Annotated in this window: 10 protein-coding genes; 4 read left to right on the top strand and 6 right to left on the bottom strand. The window is 38.6% G+C overall.

Annotation, left to right across the window (positions count from 1 at the left end; translation table 11 throughout):
- Nucleotides 1-119: 119 nt before the first annotated feature.
- Nucleotides 120-671 (bottom strand): copper resistance CopC family protein, encoded by a 552-nt coding sequence (locus IHV09_RS03970; protein ID WP_197263678.1) that lies wholly within the window; start codon nucleotides 669-671, stop codon nucleotides 120-122.
- Between the two features lie 221 nt (nucleotides 672-892).
- Here IHV09_RS03970 and IHV09_RS03965 point away from each other — a divergent pair, with 221 nt between their 5' ends.
- Nucleotides 893-979: a YjcZ family sporulation protein gene (locus IHV09_RS03965; RefSeq protein WP_082820548.1), complete on the top strand. Its 87-nt coding sequence runs from the start codon at nucleotides 893-895 to the stop codon at nucleotides 977-979.
- A 327-nt stretch (nucleotides 980-1306) separates the two neighbouring features.
- Here IHV09_RS03965 and IHV09_RS03960 read toward each other — a convergent pair whose 3' ends face one another.
- The 3 genes from IHV09_RS03960 to IHV09_RS03950 all read right to left on the bottom strand — a co-directional run bounded on the left by IHV09_RS03960 (nucleotide 1307) and on the right by IHV09_RS03950 (nucleotide 7175).
- Nucleotides 1307-3727, bottom strand: a complete 2421-nt coding sequence (locus IHV09_RS03960; RefSeq protein ID WP_197263677.1) for an immune inhibitor A domain-containing protein — start codon at nucleotides 3725-3727, stop codon at nucleotides 1307-1309.
- A gap of 163 nt (nucleotides 3728-3890) precedes the next feature.
- The gene (locus IHV09_RS03955; protein WP_197263676.1) at nucleotides 3891-5975 is read right to left on the bottom strand and encodes a peptidoglycan D,D-transpeptidase FtsI family protein; all 2085 of its coding nucleotides are present in this window, start codon (nucleotides 5973-5975) and stop codon (nucleotides 3891-3893) included.
- 144 nt (nucleotides 5976-6119) lie between these two features.
- Complete coding sequence (locus tag IHV09_RS03950) at nucleotides 6120-7175, bottom strand: EAL domain-containing protein (protein WP_197263675.1); 1056 nt, start codon at nucleotides 7173-7175, stop codon at nucleotides 6120-6122.
- 95 nt (nucleotides 7176-7270) lie between these two features.
- On the opposite strand from IHV09_RS03950, the gene IHV09_RS03945 reads away from it, so the two are divergent.
- Genes IHV09_RS03945 through IHV09_RS03935 form a run of 3 tightly spaced genes read left to right on the top strand, consistent with a single transcriptional unit; the run spans nucleotide 7271 to nucleotide 9820 of the window.
- Nucleotides 7271-8050, top strand: a complete 780-nt coding sequence (locus IHV09_RS03945) for an ABC transporter permease (protein ID WP_197190416.1) — start codon at nucleotides 7271-7273, stop codon at nucleotides 8048-8050.
- A gap of 3 nt (nucleotides 8051-8053) precedes the next feature.
- Nucleotides 8054-8839, top strand: a complete 786-nt coding sequence (locus tag IHV09_RS03940; protein ID WP_231618118.1) for an ABC transporter permease — start codon at nucleotides 8054-8056, stop codon at nucleotides 8837-8839.
- Nucleotides 8840-8851: 12 nt separating this feature from the next.
- Nucleotides 8852-9820 (top strand): ABC transporter ATP-binding protein, encoded by a 969-nt coding sequence (locus IHV09_RS03935; RefSeq protein WP_197263674.1) that lies wholly within the window; start codon nucleotides 8852-8854, stop codon nucleotides 9818-9820.
- Between the two features lie 95 nt (nucleotides 9821-9915).
- Here IHV09_RS03935 and IHV09_RS03930 read toward each other — a convergent pair whose 3' ends face one another.
- Together IHV09_RS03930 and IHV09_RS03925 are read right to left on the bottom strand one after the other, a co-directional pair.
- On the bottom strand, nucleotides 9916-10773 hold the full coding sequence (locus IHV09_RS03930) for a patatin-like phospholipase family protein (protein WP_197190418.1): 858 nt from the start codon (nucleotides 10771-10773) through the stop codon (nucleotides 9916-9918).
- A gap of 166 nt (nucleotides 10774-10939) precedes the next feature.
- Nucleotides 10940-12529 carry an SH3 domain-containing protein gene (locus tag IHV09_RS03925; RefSeq protein WP_197263673.1) on the bottom strand — a complete coding sequence of 530 codons (1590 nt, stop codon included), beginning with the start codon at nucleotides 12527-12529 and terminating at the stop codon, nucleotides 10940-10942.
- Nucleotides 12530-12580: the final 51 nt, after the last annotated feature.

Genomic DNA, 12580 nt, shown 5'->3' with positions numbered 1-12580 from the left:
AATAGTTAGAAAAAACTATCTATTTGCTCATATTCTTTACTAAAAACAAAATAAATAATTCACTTTGTTATCTTTCCTATAGTACGAAAAAAAGCCCCGATATATTCGAGGCTTTTCCTTTAACGCTTTCTTCTAAATGCAAAGAATGACACGATAGCAATAATGATAATTAAACCAATGGTTAATGGTGCAAAATATGATGGATTATTCGGCTTTTCGTTTTTTTCTTGATCATCCAATGCTTTTTCACTATTGTCTTCTTGTTTCTCTTGAGTCCCTTTATCTGTTGTACCCTCTTCTGGTGTTTCTTCTTGTTCAGGGCGATCTACCGAAAATGAGTAGTTCCCCTCAATCACATGACTGTCAGCGCCAATGATTTTATACGCTACTGTATAGTTTCCATTTTCAAGCGGATTTGTGATCGCTCCTGTCATTTGATCGTCCTCTACACTAATCTGTAAAGGAATCTCTTTCTCACCGTTTTTTAACGTCATCGTACTTAACGACTCAATCTTCGTTGAAAACGTTAAAACAACCGCTTCTAGATCTGTTGTAACCTTCTCACCTTCTGCAGGAGTAGAAGTTTCTAGTTTAGAATGAGCAGACGCCGATAAAGGCAGTTGGAAAACAATCGTAAATAATAATACTAAAGGTAAAAGTAATTTTTTCATAAGCTGACTCCCTGTCACGTATTTTCTTTCTCTTTTCATTAAAACAAAGAATATATGTTCTTCACAAGTATCCAGTCTTTACAAATCGTTGACACTTTTATGGTCAAACATACATTTAACGCCTATTTTGATGGAATCTGGGCTCCTGCCCACTTCAATTATGAAAACAGGCATAGGATATATGGAATTAACAATTGCAAGAATTAAAGGAGGAAAAATCGATGGGTTATTCTTATGGCAATTCTTTTGCATTGGTAGTAGTGTTATTTATTCTATTGATTATTGTTGGGGCAGCTTGCTTCTGCTAATAATGAATAGTGTGAAGGGAGAAAACCGGCTTCGGCCGGTTTTTTTTCTTTTGGTTAAATCTGATTGTTCTTGAAAGTGGTTGATTTCCGCTACAGGTTGCTCGCTTTCCGCGGGGCAGGCGGTGAGCCACATTTGGGTGTTTCACTTTTAAGTGTCTCACCTGCCAGCCTGTCCCGCAGGAGTCTCGCACCTTGCGCTCCAATCAACTTGCAGGTGAAGAAAATTTAATAATGGTGTGAAGCAACAATTCATTAGAAAAGGTCTTAGTAATAAAAATCCCAAGACGAAATAACGTCTTGGGATTTTTATTATTAGTTACTGCTTAACTATTTCTTGTAAATCCAGACCATTCCTGCAGAATTATCCTTAGCTTCACCGATAACTTGGAAATTCAACCCTAACTGAGGTACAAGTCTACCTGCGTCGTCGATAACCCCTCCAGCTAAAGCCCCATTATAATCTGTATTGTCAATATATGCTTTAGAGTCATCGAAACCAGTTACACCTTTAAGTCCTTTGTAGTCAAAGATTCCACGTGATGGTGAGTTGATGTACCAAGATGGTGCTTTGTCAAATGAGAATGCCGCATCTGCTACTTGGTAGCGGGTACTTTGAATAACTGATGGCTGACCATTTAAATTACCTACGATTGCGTTTGGATGCGCATCAACTACTCCCAGGAAACCTTCACCCGGATGAACACCGACCCAGTTATCCGTTTGGCTTTCATCAGCATACCAAACGAGCATTCCTGTGTTGTATTTAACTCCACGTGCATATTCTAATGCCTTATCAGCACCAGCATAATTTCTCCACTCTAAATAGTAGAAGTGATCTTTCATATCATAGCCATTAGAGACTACGGCACCATCTAATGATACTTGTGGTTTTCCTTCAGCATCATCAGTAAACACAACTTTTCCGTCAACTGTTACAGCTAAGTTATCCATAGCGAACCCGTCAAGTGCAAGTCCACCGTCTGTTACGTATTCAAATTCAACTTTTACTTTTTTTCCTGCAAATTGTGATAAATCATATGACTCGTTTACCCATTGTCCTTTAGTAGATTCAGCTCGGGCATCACCATCTGTGTCATCATCGCCATAAACTTTTAAAGGTGTATCTTGCTTTACTCCATCTACAAATGCATTTACATATAAGTAGTCATATTCAAACTCAATGTCGTAATATGCTTTTAAATCTAGTTTAGCGTCAGCAGCTCCAGTTAAATCAATTTCCGGTGTCGTCATAGTAGTGTGGAGATCGTCACCTTTTGTACTGTAATAGTACTTGGTTCCAAATGCAGGCTGAATCCCTTTTACAGCTTTTTTAGGTAGGTTCACTTTAACTATTCCAGGGTTCTTAGACTTTGTAACAGATTGGTCAATATTGGTGAGTACTCCGAATTTACCAATTTCATCATAATTTACTTCTTCGATATTTGCCCAGTTTCCGCCCATGGTCTTTTGAAAGAACTCTTTATTTTGAGGAGAGAAACTTGTTGGAGTTGTACCCGCAATGTTTCCATTCCAGCTTCCTCCACTCATAATGGACCAGGATGCAACAGGCTCCCCATCTCCAGTGTATTGAGTATCATACTCATCTGGCAGACCTAAATCGTGGCCATATTCATGTGCGAATACTCCAACAGCACCATCTTCAGGCTGGATAGTGTAGTCGTAAGCAGCCATTTTACCGCCCCAATAATCTACCTTTGCAGTAGTGTTAGGAACTGCAAAGACTCCGTTTAGAGTCCAACGATGTGACCAAATTGCATTGTCACCTAGTTTTCCTCCACCGGCTTCCTGACCAGTTCCAGCGTGAATGATCATTAAGTGGTCAACTAATCCGTCTGGCTCATTTTGATCACCATCACCATCAAGATCGTATAAGTCAAATTGATCATACTCTGCCAAATCCATACCGGATGCAACTGCAGCTTTTAATGCCTCTTTAACTAAATCCCTTGGTCCAAGCGGAGCTAAGTTATCATGTCCTCCAGCTGGATTATCATCACCATAATCAGCTGCTTTACCTGGTACAGTTAACCACTCAGAAACTGTGCCATCTACCGTATAACTTCCTCCAGACTGCTCTTCATAATATTGTTTAAAAGTCTTTACTTTTTCTCCATTAAACAATTTGAAATCTTTATCACCGAACATTAATTTTTCATAATGCTCTTTACTAAAATCTTGAGCATACATATATCCAGTTTCTTGAACAACATTGTTATGTTTAAAGTCCTCAAATTCAGTTAATAGTACCAGAACCTTATCTTCTCTAACTCCCCCATTGTATTTGGCTGGTTTGGCAGGGTCTACATTAACAATCCCATCAGACTTCCCTTTTTTAAGATTGCCTTTATTAAGCTGTTTCTTTAGCTTGTCTTTTTGCTTTTTCAAAAAGTCTTTAGTCTTTTTATCCATCTCATCTTGGTGCTTTTTATCATGGTTTGCTTTAAGAACTTTGGTATTGTTCTTTTTCTCAATGTATTGCTTTACCGCTTCTTGAACCTCTGCTGTTGATGCATTTTTAGAGATAATCCCTCTTGCTTGAAGCACTTTACCTAAACGATCCTGATCTACTATGTTTAGATCAATTGGAGCCGCTTCTACTGCACTTGCAGAAACTTTTGATTGCTGTCCTGCTGGAGTAGCAAATGCACCAGTAAATAGTGCTGAAGCAAATAACGTTGTTGCTGTAACACTGGAAAATACCCTTAACCCCTTTTTCTTCCCTACCACTTCATTCACCCCTATGTAAACAGATTAGTAGGAATGTTCATTATTACGAACAACCTGAGAGAATCATAACAATTTGTCTAAATTTTGTAAATATTTAATTTGCAACTATTTATTTTCTGATAAAACTAGATGTTTTTCGACATTAAACGAAAAAAACTCAGCATCATTCTGCTGAGTCCTCTTCGCTATCTTTTTCTAAATTACCGGTAACTGTTGCTGCATTCTCACCGTATTCTTCTTTCAAATTCCAATAAGCTTCCAGTGCACGTTGGCCAATGTATTTGTTGATCTTTTGGTTTCCGTTCTGTGGTGTACCTTCTGGAACCACTACGGCAAATGCAATCTCAGGATTCTCAAATGGTGCGTAACCTACAAGCGTAAGATTATGCTTTTCCACAATGTTCCCCGTACGAGGATGTCTTATGATACGTTGAGCAGTCCCTGTTTTTCCTGCTGGGTTGTGGTATTTTGCAGGGTCATCGAAATAGCCTTTAGCAGTACCTCTAGATCCATGCATAACTTGCCAAAATCCATCTTGAACGCGTTCAATGTATTTCTGTTCAACATCAATCTTGTTTAGGATCTCTGGCTCAAAGCGCTTTAAGAGTTTACCATGACTTTCTTCATCTGTGGCTGGTTCTCTAATCTCACGAACGAGATGGGGCTTAACACGATATCCATCGTTCGCAATGGTAGATACATATTGAACAAGTTGCATTGTTGTGTACGTATCAAACTGCCCAATACCTAAGTCATATAGCGTACCTGATTCTCCTTCAGGTGGTTTTCCTTCATATCCGATAGCTTCGTTCGGAAAGTCAATTCCTGTTTTTACACCTAAACCATATTGATTAAAAGAATAACGAGCTTCAGCGTACGTTTGTGTCCAATGTTCAGGGCCAATCATGCGGTCCATAATGTTAAACATATAAACGTTGGACGACATCATTAAAGCCTGTAAGTCTGTTATTGGGCCCATAGTTCTCCAAGAAGACTTGTTCATCTTATTTTTAGTAAAGGGCTTATCTACAATAACTTCTCCCATATGAATCAGTCCCTGTTGAAGACCTGTTAATACGGTAGCTCCCTTTACGGTTGACCCCATTTCATAGGCATCAAACAGTGCCCCATAAGAATCATTCGTGAATTTTCCATCTTTGTACTTTTTCCCTGCGATCCCTTTTATTTCACCAGTTTTAGGGTTCATCATAACAATGTAAGCTGAATCTAAAAGGTCATTTCCTCCTAATGGCTTAGCTCGTAAGATTTCTTCCTCAAGAATTTTTTCTAAATGGAATTGCAGCTCCATATCCAATGTTAATACAATATCTTTTCCACGTTGACCTGGAATCGTTTTAGGTTCACCGATCGTTGCACCTGTTTTTGGATTTGTCAGGTAAACAGATTTTTCTTTTGTGCCTCTTAATACATTTTCGTATTGATCTTCAAGACCACTGATTCCCACTTGATCGCTTCGATCATATCCCATGCTCATAAAGTAATCTGTTTTAGATTTTGGAATCTGTTTAACTTGTCCAAAAATGGTAGAATCACCGTATGGATAGATTCTTTTCGAATCCGCCATAATATCTACCCCTGGCAGGTCACCGAGATTCTCTGAGATCACGGAAACTTCCTCGTTGTTCAAGTTCGTTTTGATTCGTTGTGCCGAATACGCATAACCCGTATCCATTGCACGTTTATAAGCTAGAATTTTAATATCTTTGTCAGTTAGACTTTTGATTTCTTCTTCTGTAATCTTATTGACGAGTGCGATATATTGATCTTTGTCACTTAATTTCTTTTCCTTTTTGCTAAGGCGCTCTTCCATCATCTTCGTCACATCTTGTTTCGCGATAAAATAGTCTTTTTTATCGCGTTCTGTGATCTTTTTAATCTGATCTTCTGTAACCCCAAGGCGATCAGCTAGCCATTCTGCAATTCGCATCGTGTCTTTTGCTTTTGTATCTACTGTTTTCGTATATGTTAAAGAAAAGAAAGGTTCATTCCCTACGACCTCACGGAAGTTGCTGTCTAACAGCTTTCCTCGTGGCGCTTCTTTCCTTGCGATAACTTCTTCAACTGCTTCAGACTCTAGCCGTTTTTCCTCTCCATTTACGATTTGGAGAACACCAAGCCTTAAAATAAGGACTGAGAAAAGAAAAAAGACGACCAAAAACAAGACATTTAAACGAAAGGGCACTTGCGATTTTTTCCTCTTTTTTTCCGGATCCGCTTTCGTTACCATCATTCCGCTCCTTTTGGAAATATTCCCGTTGATTTTACAATTATATTACAAAAGCATCTACCTATAGATTACTAGAAGTTGGTCACTATTCCAAGTCATTCGGTAAAAAAAACCTTATCTTTTTTTGATAAGGTTTTCGTAAATTTATTGAACAACTGCTGCTAATGATTTTGTTGGAACGGGACGGCCAAAATAGTAGCCTTGCGCAAGCTCAACTCCGCATTTAAGTGCGATGTCTGCTTCTTCTTTTCTCTCAATTCCCTCGGCAAGTACGACAGCACCTATTTCTCTTGCAACCTCAACGATTTTTTGTATCATATCTTCCTTAGATGCGTCTTCATCACAAAAAGAAACGATTTTACGGTCAATCTTCACATAGTCTGGTTTCAGCTCTTTTAATACAGAAAGTGTTGAATGTCCTGCACCTAAGTCATCTAGTGCTACTTTCATTCCTTGCTCTTGGTAAGCTTGAAGGATACTTTTTAAATGATCGATGTCTGCGATTTCTTCTGTCTCCACCACTTCAAAGACGAGATCGTTTGGGTCTACTCCTGCGTCAGCTGCTGCTTTAAATGTTGTAGCCAGACAATGCTTTGGGTCGTAAATCGATGACGGAAGGAAATTAATGAATCGTTTCAAGCCTGGTGAAACAGCTCCAGCGCTATTTCGAATAGAAGTCATCCTAGCATTTCCGTCCAACAGCGCCTGAAGACCTGCTCGTTCAGCAAACTGAAAAAGTTCATAAGGTTTGAATTTAAATTCTTCAGTTGATGGACGAAGTAAGAACTCATATCCATAAATCTCTCCACTCTGTAAAAAAACAATAGGCTGCGAGTGTGTAGTGAAGAGCTGCTGTTGAATAATGTCATACAGATCGATATGCTTCATTCTTTCATAAAATTGCTGAAATGAAATCCAAGGTGTGAAGACGCTCATTTCTTCCAATGCAGAAGTAACTGAACAATAAAATGACCGTACAGCCATTTCGTTAAATGTTTTAAGTGACTTTTCCATGAAATCTTGCAGTTCTATAAGATTGCTATATTTTGCTGATGCAACATTTCCAGAATGAATGCCTTCCAAACCGTGCTCTTTAAATAAATTCATCAAACTTTCCACAAGCACGGGATGATCGGTACGGATATGTAAAAATCCACTCTCCGGAAAATCTCCTGTTGGACGACACTGTGAACATGACATAAAAATAACCTCCAAAAAAAGAATTGCAAACTTTTGTAAAATTTGCTATTTTATATTTCTGCGCTAAAAAATGAAAACTTCATAAAGGGGGACTTATGGTTTATTGGATTCTTTTACAAAAGAGCTTTATGCGTAACATGCAATACAAGGTGGCGCATCTGATCAATAATGCAGCGAGTGCAATCTTCGGATTTGTTTTCATTGCCATATGGGTCGGTGTACTTCAAGGAAAAGAGAATGACAGTCCCTACACTGCCCTAGATATGACCTTTTACATTGCGGCTGTCCAATGCATCCTCTGGTTATCCGGTTTCTTAACGGCAGGACTCAATATTCATAACGGGATAAGAAATGGTGCAATCTCTTTAGAACTCGCAAGACCAACAAACTTTTTTCTCTATGTTACCTCTCAAGAAGCTGGAAGATTAGTGTATAACTTGTTCTTTCGATCTCTTCCTATTGGGCTTGTTTTTTCCTTAACGGTAGGCTTTTATATTCCTCAACACATACTGACTTATTTTTTCTTATGTATTTCTATTCTTTTTGCCATGATCATTTCTATTAACCTGTTCTACCTAGTAGGAATCAGTGCATGCTGGACGACTGAGATCGATTGGGCACATTTTGTAAACTTTACATTATTGGTTGGACTTGGAGGACAACTTGTACCTATTGATTTACTTCCAGCTCCCCTATCTTCTATCACACCCTATTTACCTTTTGCAGGAGCCATCTATTACCCTGTCATGATTTTCCTTGAGAAGATTTCAAGTGAAGTTATTCTTATCCAGTTGGTTTGGGTCGTGGTTTTAACATGCTTCAACCTATGGCTAACTGAGAAGGCACGCCATAAGTTAGAAATTCAAGGAGGATAAGTCATGAACCTTTATCTGAAACTATTATCAGGAAGTTTGCGTTCACGTATGCAGTATAAGATGAACTTTCTCGTATCCTCCTTATCATACGGTTTGATCATGGCGGTGGACTTTGTGCTGCTCGCAGCCATTCTGCAGCGTTTTGACGATGTAAAGGGTTGGAATCTTTATGAAGTGGGGCTTCTCTATGGAATCTCATCTGTTGCCATTACTCTGTACAGAGTATTTTGTGTAGAGGTACATAATTTTGAACGTTATATGGTCGAAGGTGAATTCGATAGTCTTCTAATTCGACCTGTCTCTCCGTTATCATTGCTTTTGACTAAAAACATAGACCTATCCCGAATAGGAGGAACGATACAAGGTATTTTAATCCTTGTTATTTCTATTATCGGTTTAAAACTTAATAACGTTGAATTATTTCTTTTGTTAATTTATTTACCTGTAACTATCATTTCTGGAGTACTTATTTGTTTTTCTCTAGGGTTGATCACAGCTACCATTGCCTTTTGGACACAGAGGATCAAAGATTTCCAAACCTTTACTCTATATGCTCCATTTAATGCAGCCAACTATCCGATGAACATCTATCCCGGCTGGCTCAAAATCATTTTTTTCACAGTCATCCCAGTAGGATTCATGAATTATACACCTGTTCTGTTTCTATTAAATAAAGGTGGTGACCTTTGGAACCTAGCATTACCACCACTCGTTTCAATCGTTTTTCTATTCATAGCGTTACGATTCTGGATGTTTGGAATCCGCCATTACCATAGTACAGGAAGTTGAGGAGGGCTATACATGATTCAAGCTCAGCAATTAAATAAACACTTTAAAATCTATGAAACAAAGAAAGGATTTATCGGGTCGTTTAGTTCTCTTCTTTCTACAAAGCATCATGTGGTAAGAGCTGTAGATGATATTTCTTTTTCTATTGAAGAGGGTGAATTCGTAGGCTATATCGGGCCGAACGGTGCTGGAAAATCCACTACGATTAAAATGTTATCAGGTATTCTTCATCCGACTAGCGGTGAAATCACAGTGGGAGGATTGAGCCCGCAGAAAAAAAGAAAAGAAGTAGCCAAAAAGATCGGCATTGTATTCGGACAACGTACACAACTATGGTGGGATCTCCCGTTACGTGATTCTTTTGATATTTTAAAAGAAATGTATAAAGTACCTGATGAAAAATATCGCCAGTTTTTGAGGTTGTATGATGATATGCTTCAGATTGGAAAGTTTATGGACACACCTGTTCGAAAACTATCTCTAGGGCAACGGATGCGCGGGGACCTTGCTGCAGCCATGATTCATAATCCTGACATCCTTTTCTTAGATGAACCTACGATCGGATTAGATGTTAATGCAAAAACAAGTATACGAGCCTTTTTAAAAGAATTGAACGAAAACGAGAAGAAGACCATCCTGTTAACCACACATGATATGGATGATATTGAACGGTTATGCAGCCGCGTGATCGTGATCAATCACGGACAAATGGTTTTAGATGGAACGCTGGAAGATTTACGTAAGAATATTGGATTACCTAGCGTCATGGAGATTCAGTATCGTGTAAAACCAAACACGGCTGACATACAATTAGAAGGAATTGAAAGAATGACATGGGAAGACGAAAAGTTAATTATCGATTATGATCGCTCTCTTCTATCCTCACCTCTATTACTTCAAAAAGTCACACAATGGGGAGAACCGGTCGATATTCAAATGAAAGAACCAGATATTGAACAAGTTATTCAAAAGATATACTAAATGAAAAAAGCTTGCTATAGAGATCTGTTTCATGACTTCTATTGCAAGCTTTTCTATTTTTATGACATGAAATGATACGGGAGAGTGGATTAATTTTAATTGGATAACCAACTTCTTAAGTTATCCAATTGGTTAAGTGCATCTATTCTTCCTTGTTCGTACAGAACTCCAAGTCGTTTAGGATCGCGTTCAATTCTTTTTACTATCATTTTCTCCATGGGACGAAGGACAAATAAGTTTCCACTTTTCTCTTCTTTTTCTATAAAATCAAGCGTCTCATTATATTTGATGTAGCGTCCACGTAAACTTTCGTCGAGACCTGTGTATTCAGGATAGAATTTTTTCGTTACCCACGTCATTTTAGGCTTTTTCTTGCGATAACCCTCGTTCTGAGTGAGGATTACGACTCCTTTTTGCACGCCATCTTTCAAAGCTTTATGAACAGGTATAGGATCCGCAATCCCTCCGTCCATCATCTGACCTCCTGCAAGCTCGACTACTGGTGCGATAAATGGAATGGATGATGATGCACGTAGAACATTTGAGATCTCCATCTCTTCGTAATCTTCTTTATTCAAATAAACGGGTTGGCCTGTTCTTACGTCTGTTACAACGACTACAAATCTTTCTTTCGATTGTTTAAATGCAGCATAATCGAAGGGAACTAGGCGGTTCGGAAGTTCATCAAATATGAAGTCCATACCGAACAACCCCTTCTTCTTAAACAACCAATTCTTATAAGAAATATATTCAGGATGTGAGCTATATTCTAGATTCACCGTGCGATTTCTTCCGTGCTGGCGTGATAAGTATGATACAGCGTTACAAGCACCAGCAGATGCCCCGATCACATACGGAAAGTAAAGGTCGTTTTCCATAAAAACATCGAGTACCCCTGCCGTATAAACACCGCGCATTCCTCCACCTTCAAGAATAAGTCCAGAGTTCTCCAAATTTGGCACCACCTATTGTTAACTACATTTATTATTTATGATTTTAATTATATGAATAAAGTGAACATAAAATCCAGTCAAGCGAATTAAGAATAGGAAAAGATACTTACTGAAACAAAAGAGGCAGTGATTAAAAGTTCACATTTTTAATCACTGCCTCTTCACCTTATTGAAAATATTGAGCCAATCCTGTCGTAATACCCGTTGCTGCTTTTGTTTGAAAAGAATTACTCTTGATTATACTTTCATCAAATGGATTTGACAAAAAACCAAGCTCTACTAATACGGCAGGTTGTTTGTTTTCACGTAGAACGTGAAAGTTTCCATATCTAACATTTCCACCTTTTAATCCCGTATTTGCTCCAATTAATCCGTTGTTTACCGAGTTCGCCAATTTCAGGTCCTTCTGGCCGTAATAGAAGGTTAACAGTCCTGTAGCGGATCTATCTGAAGCTGAGTTGTAATGTAGACTAACAAATGCATCTGCAAAATGATAATGACTAATCTCCACACGTTTATTAAGAGATATATACGTATTATCACTTCGAGTTAAGATGACTTTTGCACCTGCATTACTAAGCTGTGTGGCTAATAATCTCGCACTCATCAACGTCATGGCGGCTTCTTGTGTACCCGATGATTTTCCTGAAGCTCCTGGATCATTTCCACCATGACCAGGATCTATCACAATCCTTTTTCCTTTTAATCCCTTCAAGGATGGTTTAGGAGTTGAAGGATTGTTAGAGGATGATTGTTGAACAACTACAAGCCATCCTGCCACCCAAGCACTTTTACCATTTGGAAGTTTAATTTGTACCCAGTCGTTCTTAGATTGAAGAAATGCGAATTCGTCCCCTTGATTTGCATGACCCACTATTAAGTAGGCAGTAGAAGGACCTTGCCTAATATTTACGCCATCTGACATGATGACAACTTTTTTGGCTATTGAAGAAGGTGGAGCAACTGGAGGTTTCGTTGCAGGCTTAGGGTTTGTAACGATTGGAGACCCTCCCGTTTTTAGTGATATGTACTGGCTAGATACCCAACCTTTCTTTCCATCGGACGTTTGAATGAAAAGCCAGCTTCCTGACTCTGACAAAATCTGAACAGAAGTACCATATTTGAGTGAGCCGATGATCGGTGAAGATAAATTTCCGGATGATCGAAAATTCAAATACGTCGCTGTTACTGTTCCCCACTTTCCATTGTTTACAGGTTTGTTTGTAGGAGGCTTAGGAGGAGTTGTACCTGTTTGATTCAATAGATATGCACTACTTACCCATCCTTTAATTGAACCGTATGTTATATTAGCCCAATTGCCTTCTTCTTTAATTACAGAAACTACCGCTCCATTCTTTAGCGAGCTTACCGTCTTATATTGAGTTCCTGCACCACTCCGCACATTTAGAGAAGTTGCTGTTACTTTTGCTGTTTTAATATTTTTTGCTTCCTTTTGAGATGGTGTTTTGGAACTAGTTGAGTTATTTACCTTTATGTACGCTGAACTAACCCAAGCTTTTCTATCCTGAAAAGATATGTTTGCCCATCCTTTTTCTATCTGGAACACCGTAACTTTCGAGCCTTTTTTTAATGATCCTATCTGTTTTGACGATGAGGAAGGTTCTGTGCGAACATTCAAGCTTGTTGCATTCACTGTAGCCGTTTTTCCTGCTGCCGAGACAGGTCTAAATGGAAAGCTTACGATTAAAAAGACAGCGATTAAAAAGTAACACATCACCTTTACATTCAATCTCACACGTTTCAACTCCTATTTGAAAAGTTCTTTACTTGCTGTACGTGTTATATC

Source organism: Fictibacillus sp. 23RED33, from assembly GCF_015903925.1.
Lineage (GTDB): Bacteria > Bacillota > Bacilli > Bacillales > Fictibacillaceae > Fictibacillus > Fictibacillus phosphorivorans.
Note: the sequence above shows the minus strand (reverse complement) of the source record. Positions and strands in the feature narration are given on the sequence as shown.